Source organism: Streptomyces sp. NPDC008092, assembly GCF_042957285.1.
GTDB lineage: Bacteria > Actinomycetota > Actinomycetes > Streptomycetales > Streptomycetaceae > Streptomyces.
The window spans coordinates 68,735-91,750 of sequence record NZ_JBIBHY010000026.1 but is presented as its reverse complement, the minus strand read 5'-3'; the positions used below and the strand labels follow the sequence as shown (position 1 = coordinate 91,750).

The 23,016-nt window shown below is 69.9% G+C and carries 26 protein-coding genes; all 26 read right to left on the bottom strand.

The window, feature by feature from the left end; genetic code table 11:
• Positions 1–205 precede the first annotated feature (205 nt).
• The 26 genes from ACFZB3_RS47890 to ACFZB3_RS47765 all read right to left on the bottom strand — a co-directional run bounded on the left by ACFZB3_RS47890 (position 206) and on the right by ACFZB3_RS47765 (position 22,985).
• A complete protein-coding gene (locus tag ACFZB3_RS47890) occupies positions 206–550 on the bottom strand; it encodes a hypothetical protein (RefSeq protein ID WP_391389761.1) in 345 nt (114 codons plus the stop codon).
• Positions 551–564: 14 nt separating this feature from the next.
• Entirely contained in the window at positions 565–927 is a 363-nt protein-coding gene (locus tag ACFZB3_RS47885; RefSeq protein WP_391389759.1) for a hypothetical protein, read from the bottom strand.
• A gap of 34 nt (positions 928–961) precedes the next feature.
• On the bottom strand, positions 962–2,221 hold the full coding sequence (locus ACFZB3_RS47880; RefSeq protein WP_391389757.1) for a peptidoglycan-binding protein: 1,260 nt from the start codon (positions 2,219–2,221) through the stop codon (positions 962–964).
• A 44-nt stretch (positions 2,222–2,265) separates the two neighbouring features.
• A complete protein-coding gene (locus ACFZB3_RS47875) occupies positions 2,266–3,093 on the bottom strand; it encodes a hypothetical protein (protein ID WP_391389755.1) in 828 nt (275 codons plus the stop codon).
• A gap of 156 nt (positions 3,094–3,249) precedes the next feature.
• A complete protein-coding gene (locus tag ACFZB3_RS47870; protein WP_391389753.1) occupies positions 3,250–3,441 on the bottom strand; it encodes a hypothetical protein in 192 nt (63 codons plus the stop codon).
• Positions 3,442–3,446: 5 nt separating this feature from the next.
• Complete coding sequence (locus ACFZB3_RS47865) at positions 3,447–6,110, bottom strand: hypothetical protein (protein ID WP_391389751.1); 2,664 nt, start codon at positions 6,108–6,110, stop codon at positions 3,447–3,449.
• Complete coding sequence (locus tag ACFZB3_RS47860) at positions 6,110–7,213, bottom strand: hypothetical protein (protein WP_391389749.1); 1,104 nt, start codon at positions 7,211–7,213, stop codon at positions 6,110–6,112. The genes ACFZB3_RS47865 and ACFZB3_RS47860 overlap by 1 nt, the downstream gene beginning before the upstream one ends.
• Positions 7,210–8,145 (bottom strand): hypothetical protein, encoded by a 936-nt coding sequence (locus tag ACFZB3_RS47855; protein WP_391389747.1) that lies wholly within the window; start codon positions 8,143–8,145, stop codon positions 7,210–7,212. The genes ACFZB3_RS47860 and ACFZB3_RS47855 overlap by 4 nt, the downstream gene beginning before the upstream one ends.
• Positions 8,146–8,159: 14 nt before the next feature.
• Entirely contained in the window at positions 8,160–9,059 is a 900-nt protein-coding gene (locus ACFZB3_RS47850; protein WP_391389745.1) for a phage distal tail protein, read from the bottom strand.
• Complete coding sequence (locus tag ACFZB3_RS47845; protein WP_391389743.1) at positions 9,049–14,301, bottom strand: phage tail tape measure protein; 5,253 nt, start codon at positions 14,299–14,301, stop codon at positions 9,049–9,051. The genes ACFZB3_RS47850 and ACFZB3_RS47845 overlap by 11 nt, the downstream gene beginning before the upstream one ends.
• A 31-nt stretch (positions 14,302–14,332) precedes the next feature.
• Positions 14,333–14,791 (bottom strand): hypothetical protein, encoded by a 459-nt coding sequence (locus ACFZB3_RS47840; protein ID WP_391389741.1) that lies wholly within the window; start codon positions 14,789–14,791, stop codon positions 14,333–14,335.
• Positions 14,707–15,261 carry a hypothetical protein gene (locus ACFZB3_RS47835; protein WP_391389739.1) on the bottom strand — a complete coding sequence of 185 codons (555 nt, stop codon included), beginning with the start codon at positions 15,259–15,261 and terminating at the stop codon, positions 14,707–14,709. The genes ACFZB3_RS47840 and ACFZB3_RS47835 overlap by 85 nt, the downstream gene beginning before the upstream one ends.
• A gap of 104 nt (positions 15,262–15,365) precedes the next feature.
• Positions 15,366–16,166: a hypothetical protein gene (locus tag ACFZB3_RS47830; RefSeq protein WP_391389737.1), complete on the bottom strand. Its 801-nt coding sequence runs from the start codon at positions 16,164–16,166 to the stop codon at positions 15,366–15,368.
• 146 nt (positions 16,167–16,312) lie between these two features.
• A complete protein-coding gene (locus tag ACFZB3_RS47825) occupies positions 16,313–16,759 on the bottom strand; it encodes a hypothetical protein (protein WP_391389735.1) in 447 nt (148 codons plus the stop codon).
• Complete coding sequence (locus ACFZB3_RS47820) at positions 16,743–16,940, bottom strand: hypothetical protein (protein WP_391389733.1); 198 nt, start codon at positions 16,938–16,940, stop codon at positions 16,743–16,745. The genes ACFZB3_RS47825 and ACFZB3_RS47820 overlap by 17 nt, the downstream gene beginning before the upstream one ends.
• Positions 16,937–17,323: a hypothetical protein gene (locus ACFZB3_RS47815; protein WP_391389731.1), complete on the bottom strand. Its 387-nt coding sequence runs from the start codon at positions 17,321–17,323 to the stop codon at positions 16,937–16,939. The genes ACFZB3_RS47820 and ACFZB3_RS47815 overlap by 4 nt, the downstream gene beginning before the upstream one ends.
• Positions 17,320–17,775, bottom strand: coding sequence for a DUF6093 family protein (locus tag ACFZB3_RS47810; protein ID WP_391389729.1), 456 nt, complete (start codon positions 17,773–17,775; stop codon positions 17,320–17,322). The genes ACFZB3_RS47815 and ACFZB3_RS47810 overlap by 4 nt, the downstream gene beginning before the upstream one ends.
• Positions 17,775–18,161 carry a hypothetical protein gene (locus ACFZB3_RS47805; protein ID WP_391389727.1) on the bottom strand — a complete coding sequence of 129 codons (387 nt, stop codon included), beginning with the start codon at positions 18,159–18,161 and terminating at the stop codon, positions 17,775–17,777. Before ACFZB3_RS47805 ends, ACFZB3_RS47810 begins: the two co-directional genes overlap by 1 nt.
• Complete coding sequence (locus tag ACFZB3_RS47800) at positions 18,158–18,397, bottom strand: hypothetical protein (RefSeq protein ID WP_391389725.1); 240 nt, start codon at positions 18,395–18,397, stop codon at positions 18,158–18,160. Before ACFZB3_RS47800 ends, ACFZB3_RS47805 begins: the two co-directional genes overlap by 4 nt.
• Entirely contained in the window at positions 18,394–18,669 is a 276-nt protein-coding gene (locus tag ACFZB3_RS47795; RefSeq protein ID WP_391389723.1) for a hypothetical protein, read from the bottom strand. The genes ACFZB3_RS47800 and ACFZB3_RS47795 overlap by 4 nt, the downstream gene beginning before the upstream one ends.
• Complete coding sequence (locus tag ACFZB3_RS47790; RefSeq protein WP_391389721.1) at positions 18,666–19,514, bottom strand: hypothetical protein; 849 nt, start codon at positions 19,512–19,514, stop codon at positions 18,666–18,668. Before ACFZB3_RS47790 ends, ACFZB3_RS47795 begins: the two co-directional genes overlap by 4 nt.
• Positions 19,511–19,837 (bottom strand): hypothetical protein, encoded by a 327-nt coding sequence (locus ACFZB3_RS47785; protein WP_391389719.1) that lies wholly within the window; start codon positions 19,835–19,837, stop codon positions 19,511–19,513. Before ACFZB3_RS47785 ends, ACFZB3_RS47790 begins: the two co-directional genes overlap by 4 nt.
• Before the next feature lie 95 nt (positions 19,838–19,932).
• On the bottom strand, positions 19,933–20,265 hold the full coding sequence (locus ACFZB3_RS47780) for a hypothetical protein (RefSeq protein ID WP_391389717.1): 333 nt from the start codon (positions 20,263–20,265) through the stop codon (positions 19,933–19,935).
• A 5-nt stretch (positions 20,266–20,270) separates the two neighbouring features.
• Positions 20,271–21,320 (bottom strand): major capsid protein, encoded by a 1,050-nt coding sequence (locus tag ACFZB3_RS47775; RefSeq protein WP_391389715.1) that lies wholly within the window; start codon positions 21,318–21,320, stop codon positions 20,271–20,273.
• 15 nt (positions 21,321–21,335) lie between these two features.
• Positions 21,336–22,085, bottom strand: coding sequence for a hypothetical protein (locus ACFZB3_RS47770; RefSeq protein WP_391389713.1), 750 nt, complete (start codon positions 22,083–22,085; stop codon positions 21,336–21,338).
• A gap of 111 nt (positions 22,086–22,196) precedes the next feature.
• On the bottom strand, positions 22,197–22,985 hold the full coding sequence (locus tag ACFZB3_RS47765) for a hypothetical protein (RefSeq protein ID WP_391389711.1): 789 nt from the start codon (positions 22,983–22,985) through the stop codon (positions 22,197–22,199).
• Positions 22,986–23,016: the final 31 nt, after the last annotated feature.

The following is a 23,016-nucleotide window of genomic DNA, read 5'->3' as shown; positions in this document are numbered from 1 at the left end:
AGCAGGAGCAGCGAGGCCCCGCAGACCCAGACGATGTCGGTTCGTCGTCTGCGCCTGCGGGACGCTGCCGGGCTTTCCCTCACGTCAGTTCGACCCCTTACTGGCCAGGTACACCTGCAGAAGCAGGAGCAGCGAGGCCCCGCAGACCCAGACGATGTCGGTTCGTCGTCTGCGCCTGCGGGACGCTGCCGGGCTTTCCCTCACGTCAGTTCGACCCCTTACTGGCCAGGTACACCTGCAGAAGCAGGAGCAGGAGGGGCACGACGAGCGCGGTCAGGATGAGTCGTTTGTCGCCGGCCCGCCGGGTTTCGAGTTCGCGCTGTTCCTGTTGGCGCCGCTCTGCCTCGCGGGTTCGATCGCCCTCGATGGCGGTCACGCGAGTCTCCAGCGCCTGGTGCCGGTCGTCTTGTGCCTGCTGTTGCAGCGCCAGCAGGCTTGCGTCGACCTTGGTGTCGAGACGTGCGGCGAGAGTCCGCATGTCTTCTTTGAGGTCGTCGAACCCGGCGTCAAGGCGACGAGCCAGTTCACCGTTGGTCGGCTCGTCACCCATGGCGGCTCCTAAGTTCAGGCCTTGACCGACCGCACGACGGCGGCCGGGGCGGGCGCGGTGACCTGGGTGCGGTCCCACATGCCGACGATGACGGTGACGGCTGCCATGACGACGGCCTGGCGGTCCGCGGACCAGTCCAGGCCGAAACCGAGGGCCAGGGCCAGAGCGGCCTGCGCGAGGCCGATCACGGCGGCGCCGACACCGTCGTGGGCGATGGCGGCGACGAGCAGGCCCATCGCGGCGGCCGCGACGGCGTTGACGGCGGACTGCTGGTCGGCGGTGACGTCCAGGCCGAACGCGGCGAGGAGCTTGACGACGACCGCGATGAGCGTCAGCCAGGCGGCCGGCTCACGCTTGAGGATGAGGACGGGTGACACGGTGGTCTCCTTGGTGGGAGGGGTGGGTGAGAGGTCAGACCTTGGGCACGCGGAGTGCGGCCCAGGTCTTGGGGCCGGGGATGCCGTCCGGGTCGCCCTTGAGGTCGGCCCGGGACATCTGGAAATCGCGTACGTTCGCCCGGTCCGCGTTGGTCCAGTTCGGGCCGGGCCCGGACGTGTAGTGGCGGCCGAAGCCGAGGGCGACCAGGCGGCGGCCCATCGCGGTGATGACCGGGCTGTGGCGGCCAGCGTGGAAGAAGCCCTCGCCGGGGAACGGCTCGTACTGCGGGGTGGGCTTCGGCTTCGGGGCCGGAGCGGGAAGCTTGCCCAGCAGCTTCACCAGGGACGTGGCGCCGGGAACGCCGTCGGCGTCCTGGCCGGCCTTGGTGCCCTTGTAGCCGAGGGACTTCTGGAAGTCGCTGAAGTTCAGGGTGTCGGCGTCCGACCATGTGGCTCCGGTCGTGGCGTGCTTCCCAAGCCCCTTCTTCGCGACCGCGGTCCGGACCGCGGTGATGTGGTCGCCCTTCGCCCCGTACCCGTAGGCGAGGCCGTTGACGGTGACCTGGTAGCGGGCCGGCGTGGACGTGGTGACACCGGTGACGGCCGGGTACTTCGGTCGGCCGTACCCCGCGATGTCGTGGACGACGCGCACACGCCTCGCGCAGACGTTCGCGGTGTTGCCCTCGATCGTGTACACGTACTGGCCGTCGGTGGAGACGCTGGTCACGACACCGACGTGGTCGATCGCTCCGATGCTGGAGGAGCCGTCCCAGTCGAAGAAGATGATGTCGCCGCGGCGGATCCCGGACTTGAGGATGCCGTTGGTCATCGGCGTCCACTGCTTGGCCGCGTCGAAGCGGGCGGCGTGGGCGACGGTGTAGGCGTAGTCGGTGTCGAAGTTGACGGCACCGTAGTTGTCGGAGACGAACGCCGAGATGGTGACCGTCGCGTCACACCATGCGAAGTTGCCCGCGTACGCGTTCCCGTTGCGTTCGCGGTACCAGGCCTGAATGGCGTTGGGCTCGCCGGTGCCGAGCCACGCTTCCATGGCCTGGATCATCTTCTCCAGGCCACCGGTGTTCTGGCCGAGCTGCCGCGGACCACTGCCGTCCTCGGCGGTGTCGGCGTCGGGCGCGGCCGGGGCGCCGTAGATGCCGCGGCTGTCGGCCGGCCCGAACTCGGCGGCCAGGAGGTCTTCCTCGTTGCCGACGGTCGGGCCGTTGCCGGTGCTGGTGAGCAGTTGGGCCTGCCGGTCCTGGCTGATGTCGTCCTCGATCGGGCGGTGCTCGCCCATGACGTTCTCCTCGGGTGTGGGGCGGGGGAAGGTAGGGGGGTGGGTCAGTGGCGGGAGGCGTCCAGGCGCGGCTGCAGAAGGTCGATCTGCTTGCGGAGCTTCTGGTAGATGGCCAGGGACATCCGGAAGGAGCCGTTGTCTCCCCAGGACCGGGTCCAGTGGTTACGCAGGCGGATGATCGTGCGCTTGTAGTCGATGCGGCCGGCGGCGGTCTGGCGGACCTGCTCGAGGGCGCTGACGTACAGTTCGTGGCCGCCGGCGATCGGGGACTTCTCCCAGTCCGGGATGTCGTCCAGGAGGGCCGAGGAGCCGACGGGTTCGAACCAGGCCTTGAACCAGGGCATGCCGGCCAGCAGCCCGCCGTGCTGCAGGTCCCGGCAGAGTTCGAGGGCGCTGGTGGCGGTGCCGTACTGGTCGATGAGTCCACGAGAGCGCAGCGCCTTGGCGACGCCGAGGCCGGAGGAGCCGCAGTCGGTGGTGGGCCAGTTCTGGTCCATCCACTGGTCGCGGTGGGAGGCGTCGGAGTAGAGGCCGATGGCCCACTTCTCGGCGGCGACCGGATCGGTGATGTCCAGGCCCGCGTCCGCCAGCGTCTTGGCGTCGTGCAGGGCGGAGATCAGCTCGGTGCCCGAGTTCCCGGTGCACGACCCGAGAGCGTCAACATCCTCGACGCCCTGGAACATCTCGCTGGTGCGGATGCCCTGCGCGAGGAGGTCTTCCTGGTCCAGGACCGGGACGGTGGGCTCCCACTCGGCGGGCTTCAGGGGCTCACCGGCGTAGGGACGCTGGTAGGCGAGGGTGCGCGGGTCGAGGACGAGGTGCCTGCCCAGCTTGGGGTGCACCTCATACTTCTTGATCTTGAGGTCGGGCACGCGCCCGTACTCCTGGATCTCCCCGCGCCCAGGTGAATGTGGTGGCGGACCACTGCGTGTGGTCGTCCCTCGGGGGATCCAGCAAAAGGGGGGCGGAGGGTCACCCAGTGATCAGAGTAGAGGCGGCCGGGACATACGTTCCCTCCGCCCAGGCGGTCAGGTAGTGGGCTGCGGGTCGAGGGGGACGAGGTCGGTGATGGGCTGCCCGCACTCGGCGCACTGACCGCGGTAGATCGGTTCCGTGGTGTTCGGGTAGAACGGCGCCACGAACGGCACCCCGTTGAGGGGACAGCCTTCGGTATGGCAGGTCGCGGTCATGTAGACGGGCTGCGGGTCTTCGTCGCTCACAGAGATCACACTCCGATGATCAGATAGGAGACTTGGACGGTTCCAGTGCTGCTGCGGTTGGCCCACACCACCGCCGAGGTCGCGGTGATGGAGGTGACCCCGACTCCGGTGACCACGGAGCCGGGGGTGGTGGCCAGGGGGGTGGCGAGGGCCTGGAACGTGCTGCCGGTGACGTTCAGGCCGGTCACGGTGACGGACGCGGGCGTGTTCGCGGTGGAAACGGTGATGGTGACGCGGCCCCAGGCCAGGTTCCCGGCGGTGAGGATCCCGGCCAGTGCGGCGTTGCCGGCGACGGCGGTGTTGCCGTCCTTGTCGACGGTGAACTTGTCGACGGCGTTGAGCTGAGCCCGGAGCAGGGTCCCGGTGTGCCCGGTGAACGCGTTCACGGACAGGGCGTCGCTGCTGCTGGCCGCGAGCGGGGTGACGGCGTGGCGGCCCTTGGTGGTGACGGCTCCGGGCTCGTGGTACAGGTAGCCGGAGTTCGCGGTGGACGCCGCATCCATGTAGCCGATTTCGGCGTAGTCGGCGTGCAGGTTCATGCGTCCGCCGCGGTTGGCGGTGGAGCTGCCGCGGCGGATGCGTTCGATCGTCGCGAAGTCGTTGCCCATGTACTGGCGCCAGCACCTGTCGGTGAAGGTGTCGGCGGTGAAGGTGCCGGTGACCATCTGGATGTTGGCGTCGCTGCCCGTGGGGTCGGCCATCTGGATGTACGCCGAGTTGGTGCCGGCTGCGTTCTGGAGGAGGAACTGCGGGAGGGCAGCGCTGGGGTTGGCCCAGATGACAGCCCCAGTGGTTCCGGCGACCAGCAGGCCCCGGGAGGACAGTTCACCGATGGCGACACCGCTGGAGTTGTAGACGAGGACCTTGTTCGCGGAGGCTTCGTTCAGGGTGATCCGCTCACCGCTGGTTGCGGTCTGGAGCACGGATCCGGTGATGGTGCCGCCGGTGATGGTCTTGCCGGTGATGGCGTCCGCGGCGAGCGCGGTGGCGTCGACAGCGCCAGCCTGGATCTTCCCGGTGACAATGGCGTTCGCGGCGATCTCGGCCGCGGTGATGGTGAGGGCAGCGATCTCCCGGGCCGTCACGGCGTCGGCGGCGATCTTCCCGGCGGCGACCGCGTCGGCGGCGATCTGCGCGGCGGTGATGGCCAGCGCGGCAACCTTGGCCGTGGTGATCGCACCGTCCTGGATCTGGGTGCTGGCGGCGACCGGGCGGACGGCGGCGTTGTCCCAGCGGACGGTGCCTGCCGACGCCTGGTAGCTCTCCACCCAGACGGTTGCCTGCACAGTCGTGGCCGGTGCGGTGACGGTGGCGGTGGGCCGAGTCCAGGTGCTGCCGCCGAGGACAGGCGGGTTGCCCTGGGCGACGCCGTAGCCGAGGACCGCGCCGGTGCTGTCCTCCCAGCGGGCGTACAGCTTGATGATGGCGGTGCTGGTGTAGTCGCTGCTGGCGAGGTAGTCGAAGGCGAGGTAGAGCTGGTCGCCGGCCAGGATCGGCACGGTGGTGATTTTCAGGGACCGGGTGGTAGCGGATCCGGCGACCGCATTGACTTTCAGGCTGTGCCCGGACCCGTTGCCGGTGGGGTCGATGGAGAAGTTGCTGCTGCCGGTAACCAGGCTGGCAGCGTAGGCGCCCTCGAAGGACGGGTCGGACAGCAGGTTGGCGCCGCCGGTGACGGTGAGTTTGTCGGTGGTGATGGCGCCGGCCGCGATGGCGGCCGCGGTGACCGCGTTCGCGGCGATCTCGGCAGCGGTGACGGATGCGGCGGCGAGCTCGCGGGCGGTGATGGCGTCCGCCGCTACCTTCCCGGCGGCGACCGCGTCCGCGGCCAGGGCCGCGGTCTGCACCGAGCCGGCGGCGATGGTGGTGGCGGTGACCGCGTTCGCTGCGATCTTCCCAGCGATGACGGATCCGTCGGCCAGGGCCGGGGCCTCGATCGCGGCGACGGCGACCTTGGCGGCGGTGACGGCGTCGTCGGCGAGTTTCGTGTCCGTGATGACCTGGTCGGCGAGCTTGCCGGTGGTGACGGCGTTCGCGGCGAGTTTCTCCTCGAGGACCGCCCCGGCGGCGAGTTCGGTGGAACCGACCGCGGCGGCCGCGATTTTCGCCTGGGTGACCGCGTCGTCGGCGAGTTTGACGGTGGTGATGATGCCGTCCAGGACGTCGTCGGCGACGACCGGGGTGGGCCCGTAGGGGCCGACGATGGCGGAGGCTGTGCTGGCGGTCCCGGAGGTGTTCCGGGCCACCAGCAGGACGTAGACGGCCGTCTGGCACGGTACGACGACGGTGGCGCCCTGCGCGGTCTCGATCGTGGACTGCAGCGTGGACGGCGCCGGCTCGTACACCGCGGTGGCGGAGGCGTGGACTTCTACCCTGGACCAGTCCAGCGGGAGCGGGGAGCCGTCGGCGAACGTGCCGTCCCAGGACACGGTGACCCCGCCGAGGACCGAGGCGACGATCGGAGCGGACGGCTGCGGCGGCGGGGGCCCGTTGACGATGGTCACGGCGGTGGTGCCGTCGGACTGCAGGCCGATGATGCCGCGGAGGCTGCCGGTGCCGTCCTTCACGACCAGCGCGGTGTTGTCGATGGCCGCGTGGGAGAGGCGGGCTTGGCGTTCCACGTTCCTCAGCCGGGATTCGAGCTCGTTCAGCTTCCGGCCGATGTCCATCAGGCGCTCCCGTAGTTGTACATCGCGGACGGCTTGAGGGAGACGACGGTCTGCGGGCCGCCCTGCGCGGTGGGTTTCCGGGACCATCCGGTGATCCGGCACCAGCCGGCGAAGTCGGTCCACGTGTTGTGGACGCGGGTGTAGATGTCGTCGCCGATCTGGTAGCTGCCGAACGGGGCCGCGGTCGTGTCGCGGACGGTGATCTCGTCGATGGATCCGAGGACCTGCCGCCAGGCCCGTTCCCAGTTGGCGCGGGCCTTGAGGGTGTCGTTGCCGTTGAGTTCGGGTGCGTCGACGGCGGCTTCCATGCGGATCCGGCCGTTGCGGACGGCGGAGATCTGCCTCAGCTTGGCGGAGCCGTCACCGGATCCGGTGACGATGACGACCTGCGCGTAGTCGTCGCCGCCAAGGACGACTTCGGGATCTTCGATGATGTTCACGCCCGACGTGAAGGTGATGTCGCTGCGGCGCCGACCCAGGCGCGGCCAGCCGAGCCGGATCCGCTTGACGATCGCGGTCTTGTCGGCGTTCCACGAGGTGGCGCAGGTGTAGTCGGGGGTGGCGTCGCCGGAGACGAGGTCGTCGACCTGGTCGCCGAGGCAGTTCATGTCGTACCAGAAGCTGTTGTAGACGTCGCTGGGGGTGCCGATGGTGGACGTGGAGGTGGTGGAGTCCACGATCACGCTGAGGTTGCCGTCGGCGACTCCTTGGGCGTAGGTCCAGATGTTGCGGATGACCTGGCAGCGGTCGGCGTAGGTGTAGGGGCCGCGGCCGCCGTGCTGCCCGTCCAGGTCGTAGCGGTGCTGCAGGTACGACGACCAGGACGCTGCTTCGACCGTGTACTCGTTGCCTTCGCTGCGAACGTCCCAGATGACCCCGCCCCACACGATCTGGCCGGCGGATTCGACGTAGATGAACGTGTTGTCGGGGTCCACGACGGCCGGGTTGGAGGACAGCAGGCGGGGCGCGAGTTTCCCGGTGAGGCTGCCGGGCCCGTTGAGTTCGTTGCCGTACTCCAGTTCGGTCAGGGGCAGCGCGGTGGACAGCCACTGCCCGGTGAGCGCGTTCTGGGTGAGGACCCGGTCGGGTACGGGGGCGGTCACCGGGGGGCCTCCTCGAACTCGACGTCGTACACGAACGTGGTGCTGGAGGTGACGTTGATGCGGCCGGCGTTCCCGGAGGCGCCGTTGGCCTGGGCGCGCAGGAGCTGGTTGGTGCCGCGGTAGGCGGAGGGGATGGTGAGGGTGTCGGCGCAGATCGCGGGGATCTTCCGGACGCCGGAGCCCTGGTTGTCGTCGAGGGAGGTGTTCTGCAGGGTGAGGCTGGCTCCGAATGTGGCCTGCAGAGCGCCGAGGTAGTCGGCGACGCTGTAGCGCAGCGGGCAGACGTCGACGCGGACTCGGGCCTTGGTCGCCCAGGACGGCACGGCGATGCTGACGCCGGGTTCGGTGGAGAAGTAGGAGTAGCTGGTGCTGGCGCCGATCAGTGAGCTGTCGCTGGCTGGGGAGTGGGTGAACATCTGCCGGGTGCGGCGGGGGTTCGCGATGGACCGCAGGTCGGTGATCATCGCGTTGGTGATGGTCGCGGTCGACGAGGGGATGTCGATACGCGCGAGGGGGATCCCGGTGCGGCCGTCGGGGATGGCGGTCGCCGACGAGGACACGTTGGAGATGACCTGGAAGTACACGATGGCGTCCGCAGCAGGGTCCAGGCTGCCGGTGTACTCGGGGTCCTCGATACGGACGATGAGCATGTCGGATCGTGCGCTGCCGCCGGTCGCTGCGATGTCGACGTCGACCGCTCCGGCGTTGTAGGCAGAGTAGTGGCCCTGGTAGGCGTCGTCGCGGCCCTGGATGACGCAGGACCCGTCGGCGACCGTGACACCGCCGCCGGGGGTGGAGCGCTGCGTGACCTTGAGGTCGTCGCCTTCGGTGATGCCCTCGGCGCCGCGGGCGAGGTCCCGGACGAGCATGCGGAACTGGGCGGCGGGGTGGGTGGCTCCGTTGGTGAGGATGGGCCGCGGGTACAGGGACATGGTCGGCTCTCTCCTCAGAGGGCGATGTAGGCGTCGCGCCAGGTCAGGCGCAGGCGGGCGGTGTTGGTGGAGTCGAACGCGGTCCAGCGCATCTCCGACGTGCCGGCGGGGAGGCTGAACAGGTCGATGCGGGAGGCCGGGGACAGGTAGGAGGAGGCGTTGCCGCCGTTGTCCCAGGTGACGGTCCGGTAGCCCGGGCGGGTGTCGATCTCGACCCAGCGGCCGGCGGCCAGGGTCAGGGTGGGCAGGGCGAGGGTGCGGCCGGAGGCGACGTGGGTGACGGTGACGTTGGCGCACGGTCCGGTGATCCGGATGATGGGCCAGGCGTCGGCGTCACCGGAGTTGGTGACCCAGCCGGGCCGGTCGGCCGCGGTGGTCCCGGACTGCACGTAGATGGGTGCGACGACGGGCGCGGCGAACCCGCCGCCGGTGAGCCAGCCGAGGGGGATCTCGGTGACGGTGTCGGTGTCGGCGTAGTAGGTCGGGTCGTGGGCGAGGAACTCCAGGTCCAGGGGCACGTAGCCGTGGATGACGTCCTTGAACTCCGGGTCGAGTTTCCGGGCCCGCACGGTCATCGACTTGACCGGCCGGCCGGGCCGTTTGATCCGCAGCGTCAGGCCCTGCCCGCCGACCAGGCGCACCGCGGCCGGGTCGGTGGCTGCCTGCAGTTGGGCGATCATGTCGTGGCAGGCGGCCGCGTCACCGGGGATCCGGACTGCGGCATCGAACTGGATCTGCCGACCGGTCCAGTAGTCGGGGCCCGCGAACTGCCCGTCCATGCTGGGCTGGTCGACGTCGTTGTCCCGCACCGGTGGCCGGCCCAGGCCGGTGGTCTCGATGACCTGCACGCTGGTGCCGGCGCCGATGAGGACGCCTCCGATGTCGTACTGCCAGTCGTCAAGGTCAAGCGGCACGGGATGCCACCCCTCCCCTGCGGGCGCGGCGGACGGACCGTCCGACCTGGGCGCCGATGTCGGATGCGGTCGCGCCGGTCCGGACCGGGGTCACGGGGACGTTGATGGTGTCGCCGGACCTGACGATGACGACGGTCCGGCCGGATGCCGCGTCGGTCAGGCCGAATCCGAAGCGGTGCGCGACGTCCTGGAGGACCGGCAGCGCGGAGCGCCGCTTGGACGGGGAGAGGGGCAGGTAGGCCTCCCCGTGCGTCTCCGGTTCGGCAAAGCGGACGATCCCGGACTGGGTGGCGTACATGCCGGCGCGGATGCCGCCGTCGGCGTAGGAGAGGTGCTTGTTGGCGCGGGACAGGTCGGCGAGGAACTTCCCGGCCCTCGTCCCGAGGGATTTGCTGATCTGCGACTTGGCTTTGGTGGCGACGGTGATGATTTCGTCTTCGCCGAGGCCGGTGGCGGCCGCGACGGCGTGGATCCCGGTGTCCTTGGTCTTGATCGAGGCGATGATCTCCACCAGTTCGGACACCTGGTCGGCCGTGAGCGCGCTGTTGGCGGTCTTCGCCTGCGCGTTCGCCTTCGACGCTTTCGACTTGTCGCCGGCGGCGGACGCGGCCAACTGCTGGGCGGCCTCGTCACCCTGCGCGGCCAGCTGGGCGGCGAGGTCTCCGTAGCCCTCGGCGGCGAGCTTGGCCAGGTTCGCCGTGAACGTTGCGTTGACCTTGTTCGCGCTGGTCAACTGCCGGGTGTAGTCGGTCAGCGAGGCCTTGGCGGTGGCCTGGAGGGCCTTGAGTGCCTTGGTCATCTCGTTGACGTACTTCGTGGACCCGGTCGCCATCTTGTGGGCGATCTTCATGCCGTCCTCGCCCATGGAGGCGAGGGCTTCGGCGACGTCGCCGCCGGCCCGGTCGGCGACCTTCTCCAGGTCCTTGTTCCAGGCCGCGGTCGCCTTCGCCGCCGACTTGATCTTTGCCTCGACCGCGCCGACGTCGAAGTAGTCGACGTTCTTGGTCTTTCCGCCCTTGAGCTTGACCTTGCGGGTCTTGTGCCCGGCCTGTCCGGCGTCGGACACGCTGTAGAGGGAGCCGGTCTGGGGGTCGTAGCGCCAGTCGGTGACGGATCCGTCGGCGTTCCACTGGATGCCGGCCGGGTCGCCGCCCAAGCGCCGGACGATCTCCTCGGTGATCTTCCGGGAGCGCGGGCGCTTCGAGGTCGCGAAAGGCACGTAGCCCTCGCCCTGGGTCTCCGGCTCAGCCCACATCCGCCAGTCGCCCGCGCGGGCGATCTGCGCGACGTGGTTCTCCGTGCCGCCGGCGAAGTGGTGGACGTTCTTCGGGCGGGGGCGGGCCCGGACGCCGCCGTCGGCGTAGTAGTCCCAGACGCCGCCGTCGGCGTTCTTGTGGGGGCCCTGCGAGTAGTACTTCGACGGGTCCACGCCGGTCTTGACGCCGTTGATCGTGACGGTGACGGTCTTGCCGTGCATGGAGTTGATCGCGGACTGGATGCTGCTGACCGCGCTCTTCGGGCCGCCGGTCGGGATCGTGATGGTGACGTTCTTCGACCCCGGCACCTGGTGGATCTTGAATCCGAGGGCTTCGAGCTGTGCGCGGGCCGCCGCGGTCGGCGCCTTCATGGTGATGGTCTTGCCGTTGGTGCCCCGGATCTTCGCCTGGACGGCCTCCAGGTCCTTGATGGCCGCGGAGGTCTTCGCGTCGACCTTCACGCTCTTGCCGGACGGGACCTGGGACATCGTGTTGATGAGCTGGTCGAGCTGGGTGCGGGCGTCCTTCGTCGGAGCTGTGATCTTGTATTCGCGGGTGCCGGGAATCAGCTCGATCTTGTAGCCGATGTCCTCCAGTTCCTTCTTCGCGTCCGCGCCGAGCGCGTCGACCTTGATGGTCTTCGACTTCGGGACCTTCTGGAACTCGGCCTGGACGGCGACGAGCTCGGCGAGGGTGGAGTCGACGCCCTTGGTCTCGAGCAGGATCGACACCTGCCCGGGGATCAGACCGAGGGAGTCGGCGACCTTCCCGGCCTGCGTGGCGGTCAGCCCGTAGCCGCCCATCAGGTCGATCGCGGACTTGCGGGCCTTCTCCATCTCGGCGCTGGCGGCCTTCAGGGACTCCGGGAGGCTCTTGTTCTGGGACTGGGCGAAGTCGTAGGCGGCGATCGCGGCGTTCGCGGCGCCGTCGGAGACGGTGTTGAGGGTGTTGAACAGCTGCTGACCGTTCTTCGTGGTCGTGTTGAGGCTGCCGTTGGTCTGCAGGAGCGCCTTGCCGTAGCCGGCGGTCTTGTCGATGCCGTCGGCCATGGCCTCGGTGGCGTTGGTGATGGCCTCGTTCACCCGGGCCTGCGCCGCCTGCAGGCTGATGCTGCCGCCGGACAGGAGGTCGAGGGCGTCGCGGAGGGCGCGGGTGCGCTGGTCGGCGTCCGCGGTCTTGTCGGCGAGCGCGGCGACCGCGGTCTTCAGCCGGTCGTAGGCGCTGGTGCCGTCCCCAGCACCCTTGGTGGCGTCGGTGAGGTCTTTCGCGTTCTTCGCCGCTTCCTTGGCGTCCCCGGACATCGACCTGAGGGACTTGCCGGCCGCCGCGTACGCGCTGGCTTGCTTCGCAAGATCCTTGTCGACGTTGTGAGCTCCCTTGGCAACTGCCTCCTCGGCTTTCGCCTTGGCCAGGGCCTGCATCTTGTCGGCCAGCTTGTCGACGCTCTCGCCCTGGCCGAGGTAGGAGTCGGTGAGGTCGGACAGCGTGTAGCCGACCTTGCCCATGACGTCGACCAGGGACTGGCTGCTGCCCTCCAGCTTGGCGTTCTGGATCGTCTGGGCGGCCTGCTGGCGTACGGACTCGTCGATGACCCCGTTGGACTGGCGCATCGCAGAGGTCAGGCCGTCGATGTTCGCCTTGTGCTCGGCGGCCTTCGCGGCCGCCTGCTGCTGGGAGGAGGCGAGCAGGCCGAGGCCGACGGTCAGGCCGGTGATGGCGACGCCCCAGGGGCCGCCCATGGCGCCCATGAGCCCGGACATGGCGCCGCGCAGGCCGACGCCGGCGGCCGCGGTGACGCCGCGGACCGCGCCGGCGAATCCGGTGGTCTGGGTGGTGGCGTCACGGAATGCGGTGCCCATCCGGCCGATGACCGGGACCCGGGACTGCAGGACGGCGAACGCGGCCCCGTACCGGGACAGGGACACTCCGGCGGACGCGGCCAGGGTCTGCTGGACGCGCATCTGCTCGCCCAGTCCGCGGACCGCGCCGGTGACCCGGCCGCTCACGGTGGTGGCCAGGCCGGCCATGGCGGGCTGGATCCGGCGCACGAGGAGGGCGGCGAGGACGAACTGCTGGATCGGGGCGGGCAGGCCACCGAACGCGGAGACCAGGGTGGCGACGATGTGCCCGATCGGCACGAGGACCGCGGAGAGGGCGCCGACCGCGCTGGCGGCCAGGTCGGCGGCAGTGACGACGGTGTCCAGGGTGGAGGAGACGGTGCTGCCCTCACCCGAGAGGCCGGCGAACGCGGCCACGACGGGTTCGACGCCGTGTGCGAGGTTGGTGAGGACCTGGACGGCGAGCTGGCCGACGGTCAGCAGGAGGTGCAGGAGGTCGGCGAGGCCCTGCTCACCGAGGTCCTTGAAGCCGCCGGCCATGCCCGCGGCCGCGGTCTTGATGCGGTTGAACTCGCTGCTGACGGCGGCGGAGATGTCCGGGCCGAACAGGGCTGCGCTGTCGTTGAGGTAGGAGAAGAAGTGCTCGATCGCGGGGGTGGCCTTGTTCAGGCCGGTAGTGGCCGCCCGGGTGAGCCGCTCCAGGCCGGGCGCTGCTCCTTGATAGATGGCCAGGCCGGTCTGCTTGGCCTGGGTCTTGAGCTGGAGCATGGCACCGGCGAGGCCCTTGCCCTTCGCGGCGGCGATCTGGGAGGCGGCGCCGGTCTGGGACACGGCCTGCATCAGGTTGTCGAAGCTGGCGGTGCCCTGGTGGGCCAGCGCGATGGCCCCGGACATGGCGGGCTTCCCGAAGGCCTTCTTCACCGCGGCCGCGAAGTCCTGCTGGGTCATGTGGTGCTGGGCCTGGGACAGTTCGTCGATGACGTAGCGGAGGCCCTTGAAGTTGCCCTGTGCGTCGAACGCGCTGATGCCGAGGTCGTTCAGGCCGTCCGACATCTGCTTCGTCGGGGAGGCCAGGTTGGCGAGCATGCCGCGCAGGGTGGTGCCGGCGGTCTGGCCGAGGATGCCGGCCTTGCCGAGCATGCCGACTGCGGAGGCGGCTTCCTGCATGCTGACGCCCATGCCGTGCGCGACCGGCCCGGCATATTTCATGGCGTAGTAAATGTCTATAATGTCACCACTTGCCGCGTTTGCTGTGGCGGCGAGGGTGTCAGCGGCCTTTCCGGCCTGGTCAGCGCCGAGGCCGAACTGGTCCATCATGTCGCCGAGGTACTTCGCGCTGTCGGCGGCGTTGACCTGGGCTGCGGAGGCCAAGACGACGCTGGCCCGGGTCGCGGAGATGGCCTGGTCGGTGCGGAAACCGGCCTTCGCGAGCTCCACCATGGCCTCGGCAGCGTCCGCGGCGGTCGCGCCCGGCAACTGGAGGTCGTTGCCGAGCTGGTTGGCCGTCGCGGCCGCGCGCTTCATCTGCATCTGCGTCGCGCTGGTGGTGGCCCCGAACGCGTTCATCGCCTGCGTGTACTGGCCGCCCTCCTCCACCACCTCGTGCAGGCCGAGGGTGAGGCCGACGGTCGCGCCGAGGGCTGCGACGCTGCGGAGCGTCTCGTGGAGGCGGCTGGTCTCCTCCCGGTAGCGGCGGATCCCGGTGACGCCGCCGGCGCCGAGCCGGCCGAGGCGGGTGTCGGCGGCGCTGGCGGCCCGGGCCAGCCGGGTCAGGTCCCGGACCGCGGTGTTGAGCTCGCCGGACATGCGGGCCAGGTCGCGGCTGGCCGTGCGGGAGTTCCCGCCGAGGCTGTTCAGGTGTCGGTTCGCGGTCTGGGCGGCGTCTCCGTACCGGTTCAGGCGGCGGGCCGCGTTCTGGGCGCCGTCGCCGAGGGTGTTGATGTGGCGGGCGGCGGTGCGGGCCTCGCTGCCGAGGGTGCGGATCCGGCGGCCCGTGGTCTCGGCGGCCGTTCCGAGTTCCCGGACTTCGGTCTTCGCGGTCCGGGCGGCGGTGCCGAGGGCGCGGGCATCGCGTGCGGACGCCTTCAGGTCCCGGGAGAGGCTGTTGCCCATTCCGCGAATGTCGACCGACAGGTTCCAGTTCGCCACCGGTGCCCCTCCCTTCCCTCTCCTGGCCCGCCTATCGGGCTGCTGTGGTCAGTTCCTCGAGGAGCTGCTGCGCGGCGTGCACTGACGCCGGCAGCAGCAGGACCTTCATCCCGGCCCCGGGGCGGCCCTCGGGGATCTCGGCTTGCTTGGCTGCGATCTCCTCGCATCCGAAGCACTTGTGCGAGATGGCGACGTAGGCGTCCTGGTAGTCGCCCTGCTCGTCGACCCACTCCGATTCGCGGGTGCCGCACTGCGGGCAGACGGCCCGCAGGTAGTTCTCGTAGGCGAGGGCCTTCTCCCGGTCCCGCGGGGTCCAGGTGCCGTCTCCGACGCCGAGGAACTGGCTGTGCGGGATGCCGTACTGGCGGCACAGCGCGAGTTCGTCACGGAGTCGGTCATCGGAGATCAGCCTTTTCCCACGTCCATGCGGATCCCGGACTGCACGTTCCAGGCGGCGTTGAAGAGGGCGTTGACCTCGCCGTCGGACCACTCGCTGAAGTAGGTCTTGGCGTCGTCGACGGTGATGCCGTCCAGGGAGCTCGCGGCGACCATCTCCGGGCCGAGGGTCTCGACGTTGACGGCCAGGTTGTCCTCGGCCTGCTCCTCGGTCGGCGGGTGCTCCCGTTTGAGGTCCTCCCAGTCCGGCCGGCGCAGCGCCTGGAACCGCAGCACGATCGCGATCTCATCGAACGCGGTCTGGGCCTTCCCGAGGGCCACCTGCGCGACCAGCAGGTCCTTCTTCAAGTCCGCGTCATCCGGGGATGCGTCGGCCTGGGCGGTGAGGCTGCGGACGGTGAACTTGGCTTCCTCGAAGGCCTTCTTGACGTCGAGGTCGTCGCAGATGATCAGGCTGGAGGTCGGGCGCTGCCGGTTCCGGAGGCGTTCCCGGGTGGCCGCCCAGTGCGCGTCGGCGGCCACCGCAGCAGCAGGCGGTTCGGGCTTGGTCTGGCTGGTGGTCATGAGGTTGGTCCTCCGTCAGGGGAAGGGGACCCGGCCGGACGCCACATGGGCGCCCCTTCCCGAACGCGTGTGCCGTCCGGCCGGGAGCTGCGGGATGGGATCGGTCAGCCGCCGGGCGTGGTGGTGGTGACCGCGACCGCGGGACTGGTGCCACCGGTCAGGGAAGCGCCGCTGGCGGTCATCTGCGGGACGTCCGCGCCGTCGTAGGCGCCGCCCGCGAACGACACCGACACCGGTGTCGTCGGCAGCGGGCCGCCGGTGCAGGTGACATCGCCCGGGGCGATGTTGGAGAGCGCCTCGAGGGCGGTCTGCACGTTCGCGGCGGACGCGTTGTAGGCGACCCCGGACGTGGTCTGCCCCGAGAAGGTGAGGGTGAAGGTGCCGCCGGTGGGTCCGCCGGTGATGGCGACCTGCTGGACCTCGTCGGTGCCGGCCGCCGGGACGGCGGCGCCCTGCAGCGGACGGGAGGTGATGGAGCAGGTGACCATGAACTTCGCGGCCTCGTTGTCCGCGGTGTACTGCGGGCTGATGCTCGCGACACGGATCGGGAAGACGTCCATGCTCTGGTTGGCGGGGACGTCGCCCTTGCGGAGGATGACCACGTATCCGGTGGTGCCCTTCGCGAAGGTCTCCTCGAGGTCGGCGTCGACCTCGTCCTCGTAGAACGTGAACGAGCTGCTGTCGGCCTTGTCGGAGCCGGGGATGGTGGAGTCGTACGTGTCCGCCATGTCCGGCGTGTCGATCTCCTGGTTGGCGACCGTCCACCCGTCCATCGCGGCGATGTGAGAGGTGAACTGGGTGCCCGCGGACAGTTCGCTGCGGGTCGGGATCATCGTGGTGGCGGCGATCGTCGGCACGAAGTAGAACTTCGATGTGCCGCGCCGCATGTACTTCTTGACCGGCATTCAGGGCCCCTAGATTCCCGGGGCCAGCCGTCCTTCCGGCGGTACAGACCCCTACACGCGGTGTGTGGTGGCGGCCACCTGCCTGGTGGCGTCCGCGTGGGGTCCCGCCGCGGTGCGGTCAAACGGTCCGTCTGCCCTGATAAGGGTCAGGCGGGGGTCCAGTCGATCCTGAACCTCTGCACATAGCTGATGATGGCATCTGAGGGATCACTCGTTCCCCCGGGTTCCGCCTCCAGCTCCCGGCACATGGCCTTGTAGCCGGGCACGGTCAGGGAGTTCACCCACTGCCCGGTGACCTGGTTCCGCTCGAGGAACGCGGCACGGGCCTTGTCCGCCATCAGTTCGGCCTGGTCCAGGAACCCGGTGGAGCTGATGACGCTGCTGCTCGGGCCGGACACGGAGGTGACCTGCCAGACCAGCGAGGCGTCCTCGTTCAGGTCGGTGAAGGGCGCTCCGGAGAGGTTGGTGTCCAGGCTGTAGAGGATGTAGTACGGGGGCTCGCCCTGCGGCTTCTGCCCGCGGCCCACCGGCAAGCCGGTGACCTCGCCCAGCATGGTGGCGACCGCGATCGACGCGTCAAGCTTTCCGATCATCGGTTGACCCCTCGGTCAGCTCCCGGCCGTCCAGGGAGTGGTGCGTGATGACCCAGCCGACCGATCTGTCGTCCCGCTTCACGGGCCGCATGGCTGGCCCGCATACGCAGTCGTCGGACTCCGTGTCGTGAGCGATCAGGTCGCCGACCGGATAGACGTGCATCCTGTTGCTGTCGCTCACAGCAGCACCTCCGTGACGGCCAGCCGCATCTGTGCCATCAGCGTCTGCTCGATGTACGGCAGCGCCGGCTGGACGTGCGGGAACGGCGGCTGCGCGTAGGAGCGGCCAAGGCTGTCCGTACCTGTGAAGCCGAACTCGAGGCGCCGACCGAACGGCAGTTCAGTGCCGATGGTGCATTGCGCACCGTACGGGAGCCGCTTGGTCTCTGACCGCCACGAGTTGCGGTAGCCGCCGGTGATGACGTTCGGCCCGGGCCGGCCGGACGCGTTCCCCCGGATCCGGGCGACGGCCAGCGTCCCGGTGTGGTCGATGCCCTTCTGGATCGCCGGCCCGACCTTCATGGCGGCGTGCTCGAACCGGGCGGCGAGTTCGTCGGGGGTCATGTCTGGAGCCTCGATCCTGCCGTCTGGTTCTGGTCGAGGGCGGTGATCCGTACGACCTCGGTGGTCGCGGCGATCCCGGGGTCCTGGCACAGCCAGGAGCGGCCGATCAGGTCGGCCCGGGCCGGGTTGTGGACCTGGACCACGGTGACGATCGCGTCCTTGGGCGGGATGGGCGCGTCCAGTGGGGTCATGAGCCGGTACCGGGAGTGGGTCTCCTGCGCCCACGGCTGGTTCGCGGTCGGGATGGAGGACACCTCGGACTGGGCGATGCCGCCCTGCACGGCACCAAGGCCCTCGTACAGGGTCTCGCCTTCCGGGTACTCCAGTTGTCCGGTGCTCCGGTTGAGGACCGGGTCGTCGGTCGGCGGGAGGGTGATGCGGACGGTGTCGACGAGGAGGTTCGTCTCGATCCACGTCACGACACCGGACAGGATGCCGTCCAGGCCGGCCATCAGGCGCCCCTCCCCCGCGCCCAGTCCGCGATCGTCTGCAGGATCGCCTCGGTGACCGAGGTCTTCTCGTTGCCGAGGTCGTCACGTCCGAGCGCGGCGCCCTGGACGGCGGCCGGGTTGATGCCGTGGATGAACGCGGCGATCTGCTCGCCGAGGTCCTGCTGCGGGTCGGCGACCGCGACCCGGGCCAGGCCCTCCCAGACGGCGCCTTCGGGCTGCCGGGTGTGCAGGACCAGCATGGGCAGGCCGGCAATGATGTCGTGCTGGAGTTCGTAGCCGACAACCTGGTCTGCGGGCAGCAGGGTCCCGTCGATGCTGATGCTGGCGTGGCCGGGGCTGGCGTCGATCCGGACGCCGTGCGCGGTCGGCTCAGTGGGGGCGGTCATGCGTCGTCTCCTCGCCGGCCGATGGCGGTCTGGTTCATGATCTGCTGCGCGGATGCCAGCAGGCCGTTCTGTTCCACCCATGACAGGCCTTCGCTGAGGCAGAACGACAGCGATACGTCGCCGTTGGGTTCGATCACCTTGGCGATGACCATGGCGGATGCGACCAGGTCGCCGTCTTCCAGGTCGATGGTCGTTCCGAGGCCGTCCAGGATGGGCCCGATGGGCTGCTCGGTCATGCCGACTCCCACTGACCGTTACGGACCCATCCGTGCAGCCCGCAGCACTTCCACAGGAGCGACGGTTCGAGGTGCAGGGGATCACGCGATACGATCTGGTGCTTCCACGTACCGGCAGCCACCCAGCGCCCCTGTGTCTGGCACCAGTGCCAGAACGTCGGGTCAGCCGTGTTGTCGATCCACCCGAAGTAGATGTCGTCTGTGACCTTGGTGATGCCTGCCTCGACGAGGCTCTCCCACTCGGTGGGCGGCTTGGTCCGGTCGTGGCTCATGCGGGATCTCCAGAGACGAGGCCGCGCTGGCCGGTGAGGTCGGGGCGCGGGATCAGCTGTCTCACACAGCCGTGATGGGCCACGGGGTAAGCCGCACAGTCGTCGATGGACCGGATGGTGCCGTCGGCGTGGTCAGTGTCCTGATGTGAGACCCATCCGCAGGCGTCGCCATCCCGGACCTCCATCCACTGGGCGTCCAGGTCCAGGCGCGCAGTGTTGATCGCGCCGTGGTTGGCGGTGACCGCTCCCTGGTAGGTGAGCGCCGAGTTCGCCCAGTCCTTCACCGGGTGCCGGGAGTTGTCGCGGTAGATGACCGCGGACAGCGGGTGGTCGGCGGCCAGGCGAGCGGCGTCGATGCCGGCGTGGTTGCGGCCGAGGGTGACGTCCCGGGTGGCGTCCTGCGCGGCCCGGGCGAACTGCTGGGCGCGGCGTACGGCTTCCTGGATCCGTGCGACGAGGTCGGTGTAGAAGGTCGCGGTCAGGGCGGTGATGGCGGCCTGGTGGTCGGCGGTCCACCGGAACAGGTTGATGTCCGCGTTCGCCTGGCGGAGAGCGCGGAGGGCGCCGTCGCGGTAGGCGGTGGGGAGGTCTTGGGCGGCCCACCGGTTGACGAGGGCAGTGGTGAGGCGGGAGAACTCGCCGACCTGCTGGTTGAACGAGGTGATGTAGCTGTTGATGCGGGTGGTGGCGCCGCGGCCCGGGCGGAGGCGTTCCAGGGTGCGGAGCAGGGTGTCCTGGGCGGTGACGAGGCGCTGCCACTGCCGGACCAGTTCGGTGGTCGCCGTGGTGATGAGCGCGGTGAGCTCGGCGCGGTCGTCGGTGTGCTGCCTGGTGGGGGCGGTCATCGGCGGGGCCTGGCGATCAGTTGGATGTAGCCGATGGCGTCGTCTGTACTGGCGGTCTGCTCGTCGGGTGCGGGCGGGTCGCCGGCCTCGAGGGCGGCGATCTGCCGTTCGTAGGCGGCGAGGTTCGCGGTGGTGTTGATGGCGACGACGTTGGTGACGGTGACGCCGGTGGGCTGCCCCAGGAGTTCGGCATACCGTTCACGGAGGATTTCGAGGGCGACCGCGCGGGCGGTCCCGAGGCGGGTGTAGCGGGCCTCGAGGTCGGAGACGTCGGTGGCCGTGCCCAGCTGGGCGAGCAGCCAGTGCTGTACGGCTGAGTCCATGCTGGCCTCCAGGGTGGGTGCGGGGTGGGAAGGGTGGTCACGGCGTGCGGGACCGCCGGATGGCGCCCCCACCAGGTGGCGGGCCCGCACGCCGCTTAGTTGCCGCTGTCGCCCATGTCAGCGGCTTCCCGGCCCCCGGACCGGTGGGAGGCCGCGGTCTTCTTCGCGGCCGTCTTCTTGGCCGCGGGTGCGGCCTTGGGCTTCTCCTCGCCGTCCCCCGCGTCCCTGGCGTCCTTGCCGTCGCCGGCGGACTTCGACTCCTTCGCGGAGTCGTCGTCCTCGGGATCGGGCAGTTCGCCGTCCTCCCACGCGCCGGGGTTGGTGATCAGGGCCGCGAGACGCGGCTCAGGCTCCTCACCCGGCTGGAGCAGGACCATGCGGTTGCGGTCGGGGTCCTTCACGAACACGGCCTTGACGAGCTTGGCCATGGCGATCAGCTCCCGAGGACGGTCGCCGAGATGTGGATGTCCGGCACGTACAGCACCGGCATGCCGATCGCGGCGCCGCGGGTGTAGATCTGGACCGGGTCGTCCTCGACCTTGGTGACGACGACGATCCCCGGGGCCTCTTCCCGGGTCAGGGCCGGGTTGGTGCCGCTGGTGAACTTGGCGGACTCGCGGGTGACGCCGTACTGGGTCTCGCCCCACTCGGAGGCGGGAACGTCCGGGATCATGATCCACTTGGTGTCGGGGATGACCCGCTGGTAGACGTCGTCGTTCCAGACCTGCACGTCGTAGATCCGGATCGGCGGCAGCCCGAACCGGGCACGGACCGCGTCGACCTCGAGCGGGGAGAGCGTGGTGCCCGGGTTGTTCGCCGCGTTCTGCCCGTAGAACGCGATCTGGTACTCGGCGCTGGACGCCAGCATCGAGCGGGCCCGGCGGGAGGTGACGACCTCACGGGGCGCCGGGGCGCCGGAGTCGATGAGGTAGTCGATCCAGCCGCGCTCATCCGACAGCGGGGTGGCGGTCGGCTGGTCCCACAGGACCGCGGCGGTGGGCATGTTGGCGTCCGGGACGTTCCAGTCGACGTCCAGGCCCAGCCCGGGCAGGTTCACGGTGCCGTTGGCCAGGAGCTGGCCGGCGGCGAGTTCCTGCGCGGTCTGGATGGACTCGACGTGCCGGTCGGTGTCCGAGTACAGGAGGTCGATGTACTCCTGGGTGTCGGCGCCGCGGCCGACGTCGAGGAGGATCTGGTCCATCTCGGAGATCGGCAGGGTCTGGCCGAGCGCGGGCAGCATGCCCTCGTTGACGACCCGCTCCGCCTGCCGCTTGGCGAGGGCGGTCGGTGCGTCGTACGCCCGGAACTTCGCGGCGTTGACGCGGCGCTTCGCCGAGGTGGTGCGGAACTTGACGCCCTGGATACGCCGCTCGGGCATGATCTCCCGGGTCAGGGCGTAGTTCGCCGGGGTGTAGATCTGGCGGGCGTAGACCGTCAGGTCGGTGTCGTTGGTGTCCTGCAGAAGGAGCTCAAGGGCTTCCATCGTCTGCTCCTCCTGTTACCGGTAGTGGATGTTGACGCCGGGCGCGGTGGACGCGACGTCGGTGGGGTCGAACGGGACCGGGCACTGGCCGGCGAAGACCTCGCCGTGCCACAGCAGGGCGCCGGCGGCCTTGGTCGAGGTGGGGTTGAAGCTGATCTCGGAGACCAGGAACCCGGCGAGGACCTCGGTGCCGTCCGACGCGGACGCGCCGCCGCCAGCGGTGGTGGTGGCGACCGCGATGGCCGGGCTGGAGCCGCCGGTGAACGACCCGGTGGCGGTCATCTGCGCGACGTCGTCGGACAAGTACTGCCCGCCGAACGTCACGACGATCGCCGTGGCCGGGTGCGGGCCGCCGGACACAGCAACGTCACCGACGTTGATGTTCGACAGCGCCTCGAGGGCGGTCTTCACCTGCGTCGCGGTCGCGTTGTACGGGATCGCCGCGGTGGTCTGCCCACTGAAGGTGAGCGTGTAGGTGCCGCCGGTGGGCGCGCCGGTGACGGTGACGGTCTGGACCTCGCTGCGCGGCCCCGAGTAGGGGGCGTACAGGCCGGACGCGGTCACGACGCCCAGCGGGATGCCGGACTTCATGACGCGCCGGTTCTGCAGCGCCGGGTTGGTGGGGACCACGTAGTGGGTGCCCTGGACGAACTTGGTCAGGTCCAGGGTGATGGTGTTGGTGTCCTGGACTCCTACCAGGGACGCAAGCCACGGGCGGTCGGCCGTGACGCTGTCCGTGTAGGAGTAGGGCTGGAAGTCGTTCACGACTGCCTCTCCTTGTGAAACGGCGTGCGGTGACAGCTGCGCCACCACTTGGCGCGCGTCCACGAGGAGAGGGCGTGGTCCCGTTTCCTCGGCCCGGGGGCCGGGGTGGTCTTAGGCCGCGTTGTTGTCGCGGATGTGGCCGCGCAGCCGGGCCATTTCCCGGCCGCGGTCGCCGGGCTTTCCGACGGGGGCCTGGCGGGGCGGGGGTCCGCCGGCCGGGGCTCCGCCGGGGGCGGGCGGCATCGCGTTGGGCTGGGGCTGCGCGGTGGTGGTGCCGAACAGTTCGGGCCGGCGGCCCTTGAGCTTGGCGGCGGCTTCTGCGACGGCCTGGTCGTCTGCGTCCGGGGTTGCGGACAGGTCGCGGTCCAGCATGGCCAGCGCGTCCTGGAGGTTGGGGATGGTGTTGCCCTTGTCGTCGGTGGTGTCGAACGCGCCGAGGCGGGTGAGGGCCTGCTCGCGGCGGACGGCGCGTTCGCGGGCGGTGGTGGCCTGCTCGCGGGCGACTGCCTTGGCTTCGCGTTCGGCGAGGTCCTTCTCCCGCTTCTCCTGCTCGGAGAGGGCGTCTTCCTGGGCCTTGCGGGCGGCTGCGATGAAGTCCTTGGCGTCGTCGACGGTGGTGAAGCCGTGTTCCTTGGCGAAGTCCTCGAGGGCCTGGCGGGCGCCGGCCCGCTGTCCCTGGGCCTTCTCCTTGGCCGCGATGCGGTCGAGGTCTTCCTGGGAGAACTGGCCTGCGGGTGTGGGTGCGGGCGGCGGCCCGGGCTTGGGCGGCTCCGGTGCGGGCGCGGGCGGCGTGGGGGCGCCGTCGTTGTAGAAGACGGCGAGACCGGCCAGACCGGTGTAGGGGTGGGCCCAGCCGCGGGCAGGCGTGGGGCCGAGTCGGTGCTGCGCGGGGCGACGCATGAGCGACAGTCCTCCCAAGGACAGTTCAGGC